This is a genomic window from Amycolatopsis sp. DG1A-15b, from assembly GCF_030285645.1.
Taxonomy (GTDB): domain Bacteria; phylum Actinomycetota; class Actinomycetes; order Mycobacteriales; family Pseudonocardiaceae; genus Amycolatopsis.
This window is the reverse complement of the sequence record NZ_CP127296.1, coordinates 3811340-3827574: the sequence shown is the minus strand read 5'-3', so window position 1 is coordinate 3827574 and position 16235 is coordinate 3811340. Positions and strand designations below refer to the sequence as shown.

At 70.9% G+C, this 16235-nt stretch carries 15 protein-coding genes; 11 read left to right on the top strand and 4 right to left on the bottom strand.

Annotated elements, in window-relative coordinates:
- Positions 1–258: 258 nt before the first annotated feature.
- A complete protein-coding gene (locus tag QRY02_RS48855; RefSeq protein WP_502874209.1) occupies positions 259–405 on the bottom strand; it encodes a hypothetical protein in 147 nt (48 codons plus the stop codon).
- 67 nt (positions 406–472) lie between these two features.
- Positions 473–1054 (bottom strand): TetR/AcrR family transcriptional regulator, encoded by a 582-nt coding sequence (locus tag QRY02_RS17320; protein ID WP_285992562.1) that lies wholly within the window; start codon positions 1052–1054, stop codon positions 473–475.
- Positions 1055–1196: 142 nt separating this feature from the next.
- Here QRY02_RS17320 and QRY02_RS17315 point away from each other — a divergent pair, with 142 nt between their 5' ends.
- Genes QRY02_RS17315 through QRY02_RS17305 form a run of 3 tightly spaced genes read left to right on the top strand, consistent with a single transcriptional unit; the run spans position 1197 to position 3125 of the window.
- Positions 1197–1931, top strand: coding sequence for an SDR family NAD(P)-dependent oxidoreductase (locus tag QRY02_RS17315; RefSeq protein ID WP_285992561.1), 735 nt, complete (start codon positions 1197–1199; stop codon positions 1929–1931).
- Positions 1928–2458, top strand: coding sequence for a TIGR03086 family metal-binding protein (locus tag QRY02_RS17310; protein ID WP_285993855.1), 531 nt, complete (start codon positions 1928–1930; stop codon positions 2456–2458). Before QRY02_RS17315 ends, QRY02_RS17310 begins: the two co-directional genes overlap by 4 nt.
- Before the next feature lie 43 nt (positions 2459–2501).
- A complete protein-coding gene (locus tag QRY02_RS17305) occupies positions 2502–3125 on the top strand; it encodes an NADPH-dependent F420 reductase (protein WP_285992560.1) in 624 nt (207 codons plus the stop codon).
- A gap of 50 nt (positions 3126–3175) precedes the next feature.
- On the opposite strand, the gene QRY02_RS17300 is transcribed toward QRY02_RS17305, so the two are convergent.
- Positions 3176–5104 (bottom strand): glycoside hydrolase family 44 protein, encoded by a 1929-nt coding sequence (locus tag QRY02_RS17300; protein WP_285992559.1) that lies wholly within the window; start codon positions 5102–5104, stop codon positions 3176–3178.
- A 356-nt stretch (positions 5105–5460) separates the two neighbouring features.
- Between QRY02_RS17300 and QRY02_RS17295 the strand changes: the two genes are divergently transcribed.
- The 4 genes from QRY02_RS17295 (at position 5461) to QRY02_RS17280 (ending at position 9183) form a co-directional block, all read left to right on the top strand.
- The gene (locus QRY02_RS17295; RefSeq protein ID WP_285992558.1) at positions 5461–5922 is read left to right on the top strand and encodes a cyclophilin-like fold protein; all 462 of its coding nucleotides are present in this window, start codon (positions 5461–5463) and stop codon (positions 5920–5922) included.
- Between the two features lie 18 nt (positions 5923–5940).
- Complete coding sequence (locus QRY02_RS17290; RefSeq protein WP_285992557.1) at positions 5941–6708, top strand: SDR family NAD(P)-dependent oxidoreductase; 768 nt, start codon at positions 5941–5943, stop codon at positions 6706–6708.
- 147 nt (positions 6709–6855) lie between these two features.
- Entirely contained in the window at positions 6856–7818 is a 963-nt protein-coding gene (locus tag QRY02_RS17285; RefSeq protein ID WP_285992556.1) for an arabinan endo-1,5-alpha-L-arabinosidase, read from the top strand.
- Positions 7819–7932: 114 nt separating this feature from the next.
- Entirely contained in the window at positions 7933–9183 is a 1251-nt protein-coding gene (locus QRY02_RS17280) for an AGE family epimerase/isomerase (protein WP_285992555.1), read from the top strand.
- On the opposite strand, the gene QRY02_RS17275 is transcribed toward QRY02_RS17280, so the two are convergent.
- Complete coding sequence (locus QRY02_RS17275; RefSeq protein WP_285992554.1) at positions 9169–10446, bottom strand: ROK family transcriptional regulator; 1278 nt, start codon at positions 10444–10446, stop codon at positions 9169–9171. The genes QRY02_RS17280 and QRY02_RS17275 overlap by 15 nt on opposite strands.
- Before the next feature lie 200 nt (positions 10447–10646).
- On the opposite strand from QRY02_RS17275, the gene QRY02_RS17270 reads away from it, so the two are divergent.
- The 4 genes from QRY02_RS17270 to QRY02_RS17255 are packed head-to-tail and all read left to right on the top strand — an operon-like array spanning position 10647 to position 16112.
- Positions 10647–12329, top strand: coding sequence for an ABC transporter substrate-binding protein (locus QRY02_RS17270; RefSeq protein ID WP_285992553.1), 1683 nt, complete (start codon positions 10647–10649; stop codon positions 12327–12329).
- A gap of 10 nt (positions 12330–12339) precedes the next feature.
- Positions 12340–13323, top strand: a complete 984-nt coding sequence (locus QRY02_RS17265) for an ABC transporter permease (RefSeq protein WP_285992552.1) — start codon at positions 12340–12342, stop codon at positions 13321–13323.
- 15 nt (positions 13324–13338) lie between these two features.
- A complete protein-coding gene (locus QRY02_RS17260) occupies positions 13339–15153 on the top strand; it encodes a dipeptide/oligopeptide/nickel ABC transporter permease/ATP-binding protein (protein ID WP_285992551.1) in 1815 nt (604 codons plus the stop codon).
- Positions 15150–16112 (top strand): ABC transporter ATP-binding protein, encoded by a 963-nt coding sequence (locus tag QRY02_RS17255; protein WP_285992550.1) that lies wholly within the window; start codon positions 15150–15152, stop codon positions 16110–16112. The genes QRY02_RS17260 and QRY02_RS17255 overlap by 4 nt, the downstream gene beginning before the upstream one ends.
- The last annotated feature ends 123 nt before the right edge of the window (positions 16113–16235 follow it).

Genomic DNA, 16235 nt, shown 5'->3' with positions numbered 1-16235 from the left:
GCCGCCGGCCGCCGGGTCGCCGTGCGGCGCCGGCCCGTGACTGCGCGGCTGTCCACATCTCTCATCGTGGGGGTTCGGTGCGCGTTACCTCCCGGCCGGCGCGTTCACCTGATCTTGTGAATTCCCGGCGGCTCGCCGAGGGAGCCGGCGCCGTGCACGCCCTCGCCGGACTCGTCGGGCGGCTCGCCGCGGCGGCGGATGCCGGCGCCGGAACCACCGTCAACGTCGGCACCGTCGAAGGCGGCACGGCGCGCAACGTCAGCCGATCGGATCGACCGCGTGCTCCGCGAACTGCGCGGTCCGCTCGAGCCGGTCGGCGCCGGCGGCGGCAGCGACGCGAACTTCCTCGCCCCGCTCGGCGTGCCGGTGCTCGACGGGCTCGGTAGCAGCGGCGCCGGTGCCCACGCGCCTCACGAACACCCTCGCCCTCGAAAGCCGCAGCCCGGCGAACCAACGCCGGCCGGGCGGGCTGTCATTCGCCTCCCGCCGGGATGGCGTTGTCGATGAGGACGGCGGCGATGGCGGCGGCGGTGGGGAAGGAATCGCTGTCGAGGACCCGGGTGCGGGCCGAGGCTCCGTCGATGAGCAGCGCCAGTTGTTCGCCGAGTTGCTCGGGGTCGGTGGCGCCGGCTTCGCGGGCGGTTTCGGTGAGCCGCGCGGCGATGGCGATCTTGTAGTCGCGCGCGTACCGGGACGCGGGGTGCCGGGGGTCGTGGAGTTCGACGGCCGCCGCGATGTAGGGGCACAGGGGCGTGGACGCGGGCATCTCGAACGCGGCGAGGAGCCGTTCGCGGGGCGTGAGGTCAGTGCGGTCGAACACCCCGGGCATGACGTCGGGATCGAATCGGCGCAGGTACTCGGTGACGAGTTCGTCCTTGCCGGGGAAGTGCTGGTAGGCCGTGCGCTTGGACACCTGCGCTGCGGCGCAGAGCTGGTCCATGCCGGTGCGGTTGATGCCCTGTTCGCGGAACAGCTGCTGAGACGCGCTGAGGATGCGCTCGCGTGCGCCCCTGCCACGGCGCCGGCCCAGGGGGCCCTTCTCCAACTCCGTCATGTCCCCAGCGTAGCCCCGCTGGGTACGTATCGGTGTACATAGCTTTGCGCTCCGCTCGGTCGTCGGGTACGTTAAGCAAACAGGTCGGTGTACATAACTCGCGGACCGTTCCGAAACACCCCAACCCCCAGGAGGAGTGATCGTGGGAAAGCTCGATGGCAAGGTCGCGGTGATCACCGGCGGATCGACCGGCATGGCACTGGCCGGTGCCCAGCGCTTCGTCGAGGAAGGAGCGCACGTCTTCATCCAGGCTCGGGGGCAGGACGCGCTGGACGACGCCGTCGAGCTGATCGGCCGCAACGTCACCGCCGTCCAGGGTGACGCGGCCGACCTGGCCGGCCTGGACCGCTTGTACGACACCGTCAAGCGGGAAAAGGGCTCGATCGACGTGGTGTGGGCCAGCGCCGGGATGGGCGAACCGGCCGTCCTCGGCGAGATCACCGAGGACCAGTTCAACCGCGCGTTCTGGCTCAACGCACGCGGCACGCTGTTCACCGTGCAGAAGGCCCTGCCGCTGCTCAACGACGGCGCGTCGGTCTTCATGACCGGATCCAACGCCTCTCTCGGTGCCTTCCCCGGCTGGAGCCTCTACGCCGGGAGCAAGGCCGTCCAGCAGGCCTGGGCCCGCGTCTGGCTCAACGAACTGCGCGACCGCAAGATCCGGGTCAACGTCCTGACTCCCGGCCAGGTCGCCACGGCCAAGCAGGAAGAACTGTTCGACGAGGCCACCAAGTCCGCGTTCGAATCCCTGATCCCCCGCGGAGAGATGGGTCGGCCCGAAGAAATCGCCACCGTCGCCCTGTTCCTCGCCTCCGACGACTCCAGCTACGTCAACGGCCTGGAACTGGTCGCCGACGGCGGCACCACCGCCATCTGAACCGCGACACGCCGGCCTGCCGGCGCATGATCGATGTGCTGAACGGCATCACCGATGACCAACTGGCCGGCGCCACCCCGTGCGACGACTTCACCGTCGCCGACCTGCTCGGCCACGTGAACACCTCGGCCGTCCGGCTCGGCGCGCCGGCTCGCCGCGAGGCCGCCGACGAACCGGGCGACTCGTCCCGCGAGCTGATCGGCAGGCACGTGCGCGCGCCGGCCACGGCGTGGCAGGAGCCCAGCGCCTGGCAGGGCACCGCCGACGTGGGGATCGAGCTGACCAACGAGGCGTGGGGCCGGATCGCGCTCACCGAGATGGTGGTGCACGGCTGGGACCTGGCCACGGCCACCGGCCAGCCCTTCGAGCTGCCCGAACTCACCCTGCAGGCCGTTTGGGAGTACCTGACCGAGTTCTTGCCGGCCCTGCCGGAGCCGGTCCGGGCCTCCTGGGGTGTGGTGGTGCCCGTCCCGCCGGACGCGCCCCTGCTGGACCGCGTCGTCGGGCTGGCCGGCCGCAAGCCGTGAACGAGCCGGAAAGACACTTCGAAACAGGAAAAGAGCACATCTCATGAGCAGCATCACCCTCATCGGTACGGGGAACATGGCCCGCACCATCGGCACGCTCGCGGTGGCGGGCGGCAACACCGTCGAGGTCATGGGCCGCGATCAGGCCAAGACCGACGACCTGGCCAAGACCCTGGGCGGCGGCACGACGGCGGGCACGTGGGGCGCCGTCCCGGCCGGGGACATCGTCATCACGGCCCTGTTGTACGACGGGGTCGTTCCGGTCGTCGCCGAGTACGGAGACGCCCTCGCGGGCAAGGTCGTCGTCGACATCAGCAACCCCTTCAACGCCGCGTTCGACGGACTGGCCCACCGCGGGGACACCTCGATCGCGCAGGAAGTCGCCAAGGTGGCCCCGGCCGGCGCCGGCGTGGTCAAGGCGTTCAACACCATCTTCCGCGGGGTCCTGGAGAACGGCCGGCCCGACGTCTTCATCGCCGGCGACGACGCGCGGGCCAAGGCGGACGTGGCGGCCTTCGTCGAGAGCCTCGGGTTGCGCCCGCTGGACGTCGGCGGCCTGAAAATGGCGCACTGGCTGGAAGGAATGGGCGTGGTCACGGTGGGCCTCGCCGGCAACGGGGTCGGCCACGGGGACTTCGCCCTCGGCGTCAGCGAATTCACCGGCTGAGCCCGGCGCCGGGCCGCTGCTGCCGGCCCGGCGCCGCCGCCCGGGTTTGCTCAGGTGGGGGTGCAGGTCAGTGCCGGTGGCGGTGTCCCGCCGGTGGCCTGGAATCCGAAGGTGGTGCTGCCGCCCGCGGTGATCGGGCCGTTCCACCCGGCGTCGGTGGCGACCACGCTCGCGGCGTTCTGCTTCAGGGTGGTGTTCCACGAGTTGGTGACCTGCTGGCCGCCGGGCCAGGTCCAGCTGACCCGCCAGCCGGTGATCGCCGTGCGCCGGTCGTTGGTGACGGTCACCGTCGCGACGTGGCCGGTGTCCCAGCCGCCGTTGACGTGCAGGCTCGCCGAGCACCCGGCCGCCGGCAGGACCAGCAGCGTGATGGAGTTCGCCGGGTACGTCGCGTCGATGTGACCATTGCCCGCCGGGAGGTCGCCGCCGCGCACGATGGCGCCCAGATCGGCCGGGCTGTAGGTGAACCGCTGTGCCGCACCGGCGTTGTCGAACCCGGCCACCGACAGCGGCGAGGTCAGGTCGCCGCCGGTCTTGTTGACGACCATGACGGTCAGCGCCTGGTCGGCGGACCGCTGCGCCGCGTACACCGCGAGCCGGTCCTGATCGGCGGAGGCCGACTGCACGCTGACGTCACCGAACCGGCTGCCCGCGCCGTCGTAGTTGCGGTACATCCGGAACGCGTAGGCGCCCGGGTCGGTCGGCTTGGGCTCGCCCCACATCGTGGCGAGGTCGAGGCCCTCACGGCCGAAGACACCCAGGATGTCGGCCTCCGCCAGCGCGCCGTTGATGTCGTCCAGCGCGCCCCAGTTGTACTCGGTGATGGCGGTCTTGGTCCCGGGGTTGTACCGGTCGACCCACGACTTCATCGTGCGGATGAACTGCAGCGGCGGCGCGTTGACGCCGCTCGGGCCGATCCAGGACTCCTCGACGTAGGACGGGTCCCACAGCGACCGGATGGACCGCAGCCGCAGCGCGTTGGCCTCGGGGGTCTTGTCGCCGCTGATCTGCGGGTAGAAGTGCTGGTCGAAGTAGTCGAGGTAGCGCTTGCCGCCGTGGGCGTCGCTGTAGTCCTTCATGTTCTTCAGGTACCACTGGGACAGGTTGAGCCCGCCGTGCGCGGCCGAATCGGCGCCCGGCCCGCAACCGTCCACTCCGGACGCGACCCATTCGCAGTACCCCCAGCCGGACGGGCCGAGGACCGCCGCGCTGGGATCGGCGGCCTTGATCGCCGCGGCGGCCGCGGTGCCCTTGCTGCCCAGCTCGTCGTCCGAGACCGCGGCGGGGTGCACGTCCCGGTGCGTGCTGGACCACAGCACCGGCTCGTTGTCGAGCTCGTAGATCGGCACGCCGCCGTGTGCCGCCGTGCCGAACCGGTCCACCAGGTGCGACACCATCTCGCCGTCGAACGACGTGTCCACCGGGATCGAGCTGTCGGTGGGGACGGCGGTGAGGTTCTGCTGGTCGAGCTTACCGTTGCCGCAGTTGGCGTCCCACTGGTCGAAGCCGTCCTGCCGCGGGAACCGGGTCGCCGGGAACCCGCAGGTGAACGGATGTTGTGACGGCGAGTCCTTGGCCACCCACCCGCTCAGCGGCACGGTGACGACCGGCTTGATGCCGCGGCCGAGGTTCGACCCGACCATGCCCTCGACGGAGTGTTCTTCGTCGGCGACGATGTTCTCGAAGTACCAGTCGCTCCCGGTGTTGTAGGTGTGGTTCTTGAAGTTGTAGCGGCTGGTCGCGTTGCCACCCCAGCGCGCCACCGTCTGGCCGATCTCGGCGTTGAACGCCGGATCGCCGCCGTTGAGGCCGTAGATGTCGGGGCTGATCGCGTGCCGGGCGGTGGACACGTCGACCGACAGCGCGGGCCCGGTGTCCGCCGCCGCGGTGCCCGCGCCGCTGAGCGCCATCGCCACGAGAGACGCCGTCAGGCCGGACGCCGTGACCGCTCGTCGTTTCCGCCATCGCCGAACAGCCACCGACGCCTCCACCCGATCCCGTGCGCGGACGATTCCGTGCGCCGTCAGGATGGTGGCGGGGAGGTGGCGGCTGTCAAGCTGCTCCGGGTTCCGGGTTGGATTCCGTTGCACGGTAAGGAAGTCCGGTAGAGCCGGAGATGGTGGCCCGTGAAACTTTCATCGCGCCCCTGCCCGGCTTCAAGGGTGCCCTGCCAGTACACCTTCCGAGAGGACCTCGTGGGTCGCGCCGGCTTCTGGTTCCGTGGATGCCGGATCCAAGCCCCGACCGAGGAGGTGACTTGCCGACCTTCGCCGTGTTTCCCGGCATGCGTGCCCCGGGGCGGCCGGCACTTCGCCGAGCCCGTGGCGGAGAGCCGGTGATCCTCGCCCGGGCGATCCCGGCTTTGCTGCTGGCCGTCACCGCCTGCGCCGGGCCGCCGTCACCCGCTCCCGCACCACCCGCCGCCACCACCACCGGGAGTTCTGCCGCCGTGAACATCCGCCTCACCGTCGACGGCCGCGTCGTGAACGCGACCCTGAACGACAACCCCAGCGCGCGCGACTTCGCCACTCTGCTGCCCCTCACCATGGACCTGAGCGACTTCCACGGAACGGAGCGGATCTCGGACCTGCCCCGGCGGCTGACGACCGCCGGCGCCCCGGACAGCGCCGAGCCGAAAGCCGGTGACGTGGCCTTCTACGCCCCGTGGGGGAACCTGGCGATCCACTACCGCGACGCGCCCCGCGCGAGCGGCGTGGTCGTCCTCGGCCGCCTCGCCGACGGCGGTGCCGACGTGGTCGCCGCCGCCGGGCGCGTCACCATCGAACCCGCTCCCTGAACCTGGAGAACGCCCGAGATGAACCCCACCTACGATTTCACCGGCCAGGTCGCCTTCGTCACCGGAGCCGGCTCCGGGATGGGCCTGGCCGCCGCCCGCGCGTTCGCCGGGTCCGGTGCCGCCGTCGCCCTCACCGACGTCGACGAAGCCGCGCTCGACGCCGCGGAGAAGGACCTCACCGCCGCCGGTCACCGCGTGCTGGCGCTGCCGTGCGACGTCACCGACGAGGAGCAGGTCGCCGCCGCCGTCGCCCGCACGGTCGAGGCCTTCGGCCGCCTGGACGTGGCGTACAACAACGCGGGCATCCAGATCCCGCCCAGCGACGCGGCCGACGAACCCGCCGAGCGGTTCGAGCGCGTGATCGCGATCAACCTGCGCGGTGTCTGGGCCTGCATGAAGCACGAGCTGCGGCACATGCGCGCCCACGGCCGCGGAGCCATCGTCAACTGCTCCTCGCTCGGCGGTCTCGTCGGTCTCCCGGGCCGGGCGTCTTACCACGCGTCCAAGCACGGGGTGATCGGCCTGACCACCAGCGCCGCCCTCGAGTACGCCCCGCGCGGCATCCGGATCAACGCGGTCTGCCCGGGCACCATCGACACCCCGATGGTCCGCGACATGATGGCGAAGGGCGAGCTCGACCGCGCCGAGGCCGAGGCCGGCCAGCCGATGAACCGGCTCGGAACGGCCGAGGAGATCGCCCAGGCCGTGCTGTGGCTGTGCAGCCCCGGAGCCGGCTTCGTCGTCGGGGTGGCCCTGCCCGTCGACGGTGGCTACGTGGCCCGCTGAGTCCAGCAAGCGCTTTCAGCGCGGCGCGTACGTGACCGCGGCACCGGGTCTTGGTGGTATCGCAGGGATTCGGCTACTCTCCCCGGAGAGCGCTTTCAGACGTGAGTTCCGCAGCGTCACCATCATCGGATTGCCAACGGAGGCACCATGTCGGCCGCTCGATCACGGTTCATCGCAGTCGTCTTGTTCGCGACGACGGTCCTCGCCACGCCGGCCGCCGCCGCGGCCGCGTACCCCGATCCCGGTCGTGTCACCGGTGACATCGGCGTGCACGACCCCAGCGCGGTCAAGCGCCCGGACGGCAGATACCTGGTGGCGCACACCGGAGACGGCATCGCGCTGAAGACTTCCACCGACCGCATCGCCTTCTCGGGCGCCGGGTCGGCGTTCCCCGGCGGCGCGCCCTGGACCACCGCCTACACCGGCGGCGGACGCAGCCTGTGGGCGCCGGATCTCTCCTACCACAACGGCCAGTACTACCTGTACTACGCGGCTTCCACGTTCGGCTCCAACCACTCGGCGATCTTCCTGGCCACCAGCCCGTCCGGCAATTCCGGCAGCTGGACCAACCGGGGCCTGGTCGTCGAATCGCGCAGCAGCGACAACTTCAACGCCATCGACCCGAACCTCGTCGTGGACGAGGCGGGCCGGTGGTGGCTGGACTTCGGCTCGTTCTGGTCGGGCATCAAGCTGATCCAGCTGAACCCCGCGACCGGGTTGCGTCAGGGCAGCAGCATGACCGCCATCGCCGGGCGGGGCGGCGGCGCGATCGAGGCACCGTTCATCGTCAAGCGCGGCCAGTACTACTACCAGTACGTCTCGTTCGACCTCTGCTGCCGCGGCGCGGCGAGCACCTACCGCGTCATGGTCGGCCGCTCGACCAGCGTCACCGGGCCCTACGCCGACCGCAACGGCGTGCCGATGACTTCCGGCGGTGGCACCGAAATCCTCGCCGGCCACGGCAGCATCCACGGCCCCGGTCACGAAGCCGTGCTCGCCGACAACGACGGCGACCTGCTCGTCTACCACTACTACGCCGACAACGGCGCTTCACGGCTGGGCATCAACCGCCTGGCCTACGACTCCGCGGGATGGCCGCAGGTCGTCTGAACCGCCCGGCCCGGCGGCGAGCCGGCCGGAGTCTCGGCGGGTCGGCCATCTTGCTTCGGTAGATGATTGAAGTAAGATGGCCGAGCTCGTGATCGCCGGGAACGAGGAGGCCAGGTGCCCGAGAGCCGACCGCTCGCCGCCGAGGTGGTGCCGGCCTGGTTGTCCGCCGAGCCGGATCGGCTGCTGGAGTTCGCCCGCGCTTCCCGGCACCCCGAAGGCGGCTTCGCGTGGCTGGACGAGCGAGGACGGCCGGTCCGCGAACGGCCGGTCGAAACCTGGATCACGTGCCGGATGACGCACGTCTTCGCGCTCGCCGTGGCCGAGGGGCGAACCGGCTACACCGAGCTCGCGGAGCACGGGATCGCCGCGCTGACCGGGCTGTTGCGCGACGACGACCACGGCGGCTGGTTCGCGTCGGCCACCGCGGCCGGCCCGGTCGTCGACGACAAACGCGCCTACGAGCACGTTTTCGTCATCCTCGCCGCGACGAGCGCGGCCGCCGCCGGGATCGCCGGCGGCCGCGTCCTGCTCGACGAGGCGCTGGCCGTGTTCGACGAGCGCTTCTGGGAGCCGTCGGCGGGGCTCGCGGCCGACGTCCGGGACCGGGCGTGGACCCGGATCGAGCCCTACCGCGGCGCCAACGCCAACATGCACGCCGTCGAAGCCCTGCTCGCGGCCGCCGGGATCACCGGTGATCCGCGGCTGCTGGAGCGGGCCGCCGGCATCGTCGAGCGGCTCGTGGGCCAGGTCGCCCGCGGGCACGGCTGGCGGCTGCCCGAGCACTTCACGGCGGAGTGGACCGAGGTGCCCGGCTACAACCGCGACGACCCGGCCCACCCGTTCCGGCCGTACGGCGTCACCATCGGGCACCTCTTCGAATGGGCGCGGCTGGCGGTGCACCTGCGGACCGCGCTGGGCGTCCGCGCGCCGGATCGGCTGCTCGAGAGCGCCCGCTGCCTGTTCGACACCGCCGTCCGGGACGGCTGGTCGGTCGACGGCGCGGACGGCTTCGTCTACACCACGGACTTCGCGGGGACGCCGGTGGTGCGCACCCGCCTGCACTGGGTCGTGGCCGAGGCGATCGCCGCGGCGTGGGTGCTGCACCAGGCGACCGGACAGGCGCGCTACCTCTCCTGGTTCCGGCGGTGGTGCGAGTACGCGGACAAGTACTTCGTGGACCGGAAAAACGGGTCCTGGCACCACGAACTCGACTCCGGCAACGCCCCCGCGGCCACCGTCTGGCCGGGCAAACCCGACGTCTACCACGCCTACCAGGCCGCACTGATCACCCAGCTGCCCGCGTGCGCGTCGTTCGCCGGCGGCGTGGTGACGGCCCGCGCTCCGGAGCCTTCAGGAGGCGGGTGACAGCGGGGGTTCGGACGGCTGGAGGTTCTCCGGCAGCCGCAGGCCGCTGTGCAGCGGCACGAGCTCGGACTGCAGCACCATCGCGGCGGCGCCGATCGCCGGCGCCGTCGCCGCGGCGCGGGACAGCCGCATTTCGACGGTGTGGTTGGCACGGGCGAAGAACATGCCGTCCAGTTCCCGTTCGACGGCCGGCAGGTAGCTCGGCCCGGCGATGGCGAAGCTGGGGCCGGTGAGGACCACGGCTTCGAGGTCCATGACGTTCGCCAGGTTCCGCACGGCGACCGCGACGTACCGCGCCGAGCGTTCCAGGAGGGCGAGGGCGCTCTCGTCACCGCGTCGCGCCGCCCGGCTGACCGCGGCGAAGTCCGGGATCACCGACTGGTCCGGGGCGCGGTCCCGCCGGGACAGCCCGGCCGCGCGGGCGAGCCGGCGGTCGGCCCGCGCCGCGGCCACCACCGCGGCCGGGCCGGCGAGGACCTCGAGGCAGCCGCGCGCACCGCACCAGCATTCGGGACCGTCCAGGTCGAGGCAGGTGTGGCCCAGCTCGCCGGTGTTGCCGCTCGCGCCCCGGTAGCCGATCCCGTTGACGATCAGCCCGGCGCCGATACCGCTGCCCATGTACAGCGCGGCGAAGGTGGGGGGCAGGTCCACCCCGCCGGACCAGTGCTCGCCGAGTGCCGCGGCGGTCGCGTCGTTGTCGAGCACGACCGGCAGGCCGGTGGCGCGGCGCATTTCCCCGCCCAGCGGGAAGTTCGCCCACTGCCGCATGGCCGGTGGGGTGATCGCCATGCCTTCGTTGGCGCTGAGCGGGCCGGGGAAGACCAGGCCGAACCCCAGCAGCCGCTCGCGGTCGACGGCGGCGCTCGCGACGAGCGCCCAGGCCTCTTCGGTCATCCGCTGCACGACCGCTTCCGGAGCGGCGTTCCCCGCGCCCGGCCGGGAGATGCGCGCGACCACGGCGCCCGCCAAGTCGGTGACCACGTAGGTGATGTCGGCGTGATCGAGGTGGATGCCCACGGCGTACCGGGCCGACGGGTTCAGCTGCAACAGGACGCGGCGCTTGCCGCCGGTCGACGCGGCGCGACCGGTCTCCTGGACCAGGCCGTCGTCGATGAGACCGCGGACGACCGTGGAGATCGTGGCACCGGTCAGGCCGGTGGCGGTGACCAGGCTGACCCGGCTGATGGTGCCGGCGGCCCGGATGACGTCGAGGACCGCCGCCCGGCTGCTGGTGTGCGGGGTCGTCCTGGTGGGCGCGCTCATCCGAACTCCTGACGACTTTCTTAGATCGGTACGCGAAGAGTAGCAAGGCGCTGCCCGCCGGGTGGGTGCAGATCGCGTGTTCGGAGCCGGCAGAAGCCCCGAAAGGGTTGACTTAATTTGTTCGTTGACTTAACAATGCCTCCAGTCTTGTGCCTGCCGTGATCGGCGGACGGTCAACGCAGCCCAGCCAGGAGGACTTGATGTCGGTTCACTCATCGCGTCGCAGGGCGTGCGGCGCCGTGCTCGCCGCGGTCGCGGCCACCACGCTCGTCACCGGCTGCGGATCGTCGGACAGCGGCTCCGCCGCGGACAGCACGCTGGTCGCCTACACCGGTCAGTCGGGCGACTACCAGATCAACTTCAACCCGTTCTCCTCCAGCACGATGGAAGGCCCGGGGACGATCTTCGAACCGCTGTTCTTCTACAACATCACCCAGGACGCGAAGCCCGTCCCGCTGCTGGGCACCGACTTCGCCTGGAACGCCGACGGTACGCAGCTGCTGGTCACCCTGCGGTCGAACGTGAAGTTCTCCGACGGCACGCCCTTCACCGCCAAGGACGTCGCGTTCACGCTCGACATGGTCGCGAAGAACAAGACCATCAACACCACCGGCTACGACGGCCAGGCCGTCGCCACCGACGACACCCACGTCCGGATCACCTTCTCGAAGCCGGCGTTCATGCAGGGCGCGCAGGTCCTCGGCAAGACCTTCATCGTTCCCCGGCACCTGTGGTCGAAGATCCCCGACCCGGCGAACGACGTGATCGCGCAGCCGGTCGGCACCGGCCCGTTCGTGCTCGAGGAGTTCAAGCCACAGGCGTTCACGTTCAAGGCCAACCCCGGCTACTGGGGCGGCGAGCCCGCGGTGAAGCGGATCCGCTACCTCGCGCTGGCGGGCAACCAGTCCGGCGCGGACGCGCTGGCGAGCAAGCAGATCGACTGGCAGACCGGGCCGGTCCCCGACATCAAGGACGTCGCGAAGAACTACCCGGGCTACCAGGCCATCACGGTCCCGATGAACCAGATGAACCTCACGGCCTGTTCGAACGCCGCCCTCGGCTGCACCGGCCCGCAGACCGACGTGAGCGTCCGCAAGGCGATCTACTACGCGATCAACCGCACCCAGCTCAACGCGCTGGCCTTCGAAGACACCGCCTCCGACATCTCACCCGGGTTCACGCTGCTCGGCCGCGACGCCAAGTACGTCTCGCCGAAGCTGCGGGAGCGGCTGGCCCCGAAAGCGCCCGACCTGACCCGCTCGGCCGGCCTTCTGCAGAGCGCGGGCTACGCGAAGGGCCCGGACGGCCTCTTCGCCAAGGACGGCAAACCGCTGGAGCTGACGGTCCAGGTGCCCTCGGGCTGGACCGACTACATCACCGCGATCACCACCATGGCCCAGCAGCTGCAGCCCGCCGGGATCAAGCTGATCGCCCAGCAGGTGTCCTACAACGAATGGGCCGACGCGCGCGTGCGCGGCCGTTTCCAGCTGCTGATAGACGCGATGAACCAGGGTCCGTCGGCGGATCCCTTCTACGACTACAACTACTACTTCTCGACCGAGACCACCGCCAAGGTCGGCGAGTCGGCGTACCCGAACTACAGCCGCTACTCCAACGCGGAAGTCGACGCGGCGCTCAACGCCGTCAAGGGCATCGACTCGACGGACGCGGCGAAGCGGCAGCCCTACTTCGACGTCGTCCAGACCCGGGCCGAACAGGACATGCCCTACATCCCGATCCTGACCGGCGGCACGACCAGCGAGTACCACTCCGCGAAGTTCACCGGCTGGCCGGCCAAGGACACCATGTACGCCTTCCCGGCGGTGTGGAGCCGGCCGGACCAGGCCCAGATCTACAAGACGCTCAAGCCCGCCGGCCGGTGACTCCGGGCCGATGAGCTACTACCTCCGGAAGCTGGCGTTCTACCTGGTGGCCCTGTGGGCGGCGCTGACGCTCGACTTCTTGATCCCGCGCCTGCTCCCCGGCAACCCGGTGGACGTCCTGCTCGCGAAACTGGCCCAGCGCGGCGCGACCCCCGATCCGTCGGTGCGCCGCGCCTACGAGCTGCTGCTCGGCACCCACAGCGACGAGTCGCTGTGGGCCCAGTACCTCTCCTACCTCGGCCGGCTGGCGCACGGCGACCTCGGCGTGTCGGTCAGCGTCTTCCCCGCCAAGGTGTCCGACGTGATCGCCCAGGCGCTGCCCTGGACGGTCGTCCTGGTCGGCATCGCGACGTTGCTGTCGTTCGTGCTCGGTGTCGGGCTCGGCATGGTCGTCGGCTGGAAGCGCGGCACGTGGCTCGACGCCCTCGTGCCGGGCACCACCGTCCTGGCCGCGGTGCCGTACTTCTGGCTGGCGCTGCTGCTGGCGGCACTGCTCGCCGGCGCCCTCGGGTGGTTCCCGCTGCTCGGCGGCTACGACGTGGCTCTCGACCCGGGGTGGAACGGCGATTTCCTCGGCTCCGCCGTCTACCACGGCACGCTGCCCGCGCTCACCATCGTCGTCTCTTCGGTCGGCGGGTGGCTGCTCGGCATGCGCAACATGATGGTGTCCACCGGCTCGGAGGACTACGTCCTCACCGCGCAGGCCAAGGGACTGCGCGACGGGCGCGTGATGCTGCGCTACGCCGCCCGGAACGCGGTCCTGCCGTCGGTCGCCGGGTTCGCCATATCCCTCGGCTTCGTGGTGTCCGGGTCGATCGTCACCGAGCAGGTGTTCGCCTACCCCGGCATCGGCTCGAAGCTGCTGCAGGCGGTGCAGAACAACGACTACGCGCTGATGCAGGGCATCTTCCTGATCATCACGGTGGCCGTGCTCGGCGCCAACCTCGTGATCGACCTGCTGTACGGGCTGATCGACGCGCGCACCCGGGCCTGAGAAGGAGAACGACACGTGACGAACCTCAGTCCCGAAACCACCACCGGCGCACCGATCCTGACGCCCGTCCGCCGGGGCCGCATCGGCGGACTGCGCGCGGTCCTGCCGGCGTGGTCGCTCCGCCTCGGCGTCGGACTCGGCCTGGTCGCCGTCATCGCCCTGTTCGGGATCTTCGGCCCGCTGTTCGTCGGCGATCCCGACACCATCCGCGACGCCGGGCTCGCCCCGCCGGGCCACGGCCACCTCCTCGGCCTCACCCAGACCGGGCAGGACGTCTTCGCGCAGCTGGCGTACGCCACCCGCGGCTCCCTCCAGATCGGCCTGATCGTCGGGGTGCTGGCGACGGTGCTCTCCGCGTTCTTCGGCGTCATCGGCGCCTACGCCGGTGGCGCCGTCGATGAGGTGTTTTCGCTGTTCTCCAACATCATGCTGGTCATCCCCGGGCTGCCGCTGGTGATCGTGATCGCCGGGTTCGTGCCGCCCGAGTCCCGCGGTGCGTGGACGGTCGCGCTCGTGCTGGCCATCACCGGGTGGGCGGCTTCGGCGCGGGTGCTGCGCGCCCAGACGCTGTCGCTGCGCAACCGCGACTACGTGGCCGCGGCGCGGGTCGCGGGGGAGAAGCGGTGGCGGATCATCACCGTCGAAATCCTGCCCAACCTGCTGCCGCTGCTGGCGTCGCAGTTCGTGTTCGCGGTGATCGCGGCGATCCTGTCCGAGGCCGGGCTGTCGTTCCTCGGGCTCGGTGCGTCGAACTCCTCGACGCTGGGGACGATGCTCTACTTCGCCCAGAACGGGTTCGCCCTCCAGCGGTCGGCCTGGTGGTGGTTCGTCCCGCCCGGTCTGATCATCGCCCTGTTCGGCTGCGGGCTCTCGCTGATCAACTTCAGCATCGACGAGATCATCAACCCGAAGCTGCGGGTGTCGGGCCGGCGGCGCCGGCCCGAACGGCCGGAACCCCGGGAGTCGGCCGAAGCCGGAGACGACGTCGTGCTGAGCGTCGACCACCTCGACGTCGTCTACCGCACCACGACGCCGGTCCACGCGGTCAAGGACGTGTCCCTCACCCTCCGGCGCGGCGAAATCCTCGGCCTGGCCGGAGAGTCCGGCTGCGGGAAGACGACGCTGGCCTACGCGATCAACCGGCTGCACCGGCCGCCCGCGGAGGTCACCGCGGGCGCGGTCGTCCTGCACGACCGCGACGGCCCGGACATCGACGTGCTGGCCCTGGAACGCGAGGAGCTGCGCGCGTTCCGCTGGGACCGCCTCTCGATGGTCTTCCAAGGGGCGATGAACGCCTTGAACCCGGTGACCACCGTGCGTTCGCAGCTGGCCGACGTCCTGACCACCCACCGCCCGGAAATGACCAAGGCGCAACGGAAAGCCCAGTGCGAGGAGGTCCTGCGGCTGGTCGGCGTCGACCCCGGCCGGCTGGGCGCGTACCCGCACGAACTGTCGGGTGGGATGCGGCAGCGCGTGATGATCGCGATGGCCCTGCTGCTGGGCCCGCAGGTGATGATCATGGACGAGCCCACGACCGCGCTGGACGTCGTGGTGCAGCGCGGGATCCTGAAGGAGATCTTGCGGCTGCGGGACGAGTTCGGGGTCGCCGTCGTCCTCATCACCCACGACCTGCCGCTGCTGCTGGAGATCGCCGACCGGATCGCGGTGATGAAGGACGGGGAGATCGTCGAATACGCCGGGGCCGAGCAGATGTACCGCTCGCCGTCGCACCCCTACACCCGGACGTTGCTCGAGTCGTTCCCGAGCCTGACCGGGGAGCGCGGGGCGTTCCTGCGCGACCAAGCCCTCGCCGAAGGAGGTGTCCGGTGACCGAGCTGGCGGTCCACGACCTGGTGAAGGACTTCCGGGTCCGCGACGGCGTGCGCCGGTCCCGGCTGCGCGCGGTCGATCACGTGTCGTTCACCCTCTCGCCCGGGCGGACGACGGCGCTGGTGGGGGAGTCCGGGTCGGGGAAGTCGACGATCGCCCGGATGGTCGCGCGCCTCGAGCCGCCGACGTCCGGCCGGATCGTGGTCAGCGCCGACGACGGAGCCGAGGTTTCCGGCCGGGCGTACCGCGACCACGTGCAGATGGTCTTCCAGGACCCGTTCGCGTCGCTGAACCCCTTCCACACCGTCGAGCACCACCTCGCGCGGCCGTTGCTGCTGCACGGGCGGGCCAAGGACCGCGAGGACACCTGGCGGCAGGTGCTCCACCTGCTGGAGCGGGTCAACCTGACCCCGGCCGGCGAAATGGCGCGGCGCCGGCCGCACGAACTGTCCGGAGGGCAGCGCCAGCGCGTGGCGATCGCGCGGGCCCTCGCGCCCGGGGCGAAGGTCGTCATCGCGGACGAGCCGGTGTCGATGCTCGACGTGTCCATCCGCCTGGGGGTGCTCAACCTCTTGGGCCGGTTGCAGCGCGAGGACCGGCTGGCCGTGCTGTACATCACGCACGACCTGGCCACGGCTCGCCACTTCGCCGACGACATCGCGGTGCTCTACCGCGGCCGGATCGTCGAACACGGCCCGGCGTCGGAGGTGATCCTGCGGCCGAAGCACCCGTACACCCGGCTGCTCGCGGCGGCCGCTCCCGATCCCGGCAAGCGGGGGAGAGCGGTGGCGGAGGAGGCCGATCCGGCCGGCGGCGGCCTCGGTCCCGGCGCGCCCGGCGGCTGCACGTTCCGCGACCGCTGTCGTTCGGCGACGGCGGTCTGCACCACGACACCGGTGGAGGAGAAGGTCGGTGACGCGCACTTCGCGCGCTGCTGGTTCCCCGGAGCACCGGCGTGACCCGGAGGCTCTCTCCGTCCCGCTTGTCTGGACCATAACTTGGTTGACTTACTTAAGTCACTTGAGTAACAATCGCCGAGAAAGGCGCGGCTCCCAGACGGGCCGCCGGCCGCGTGAGGAGCG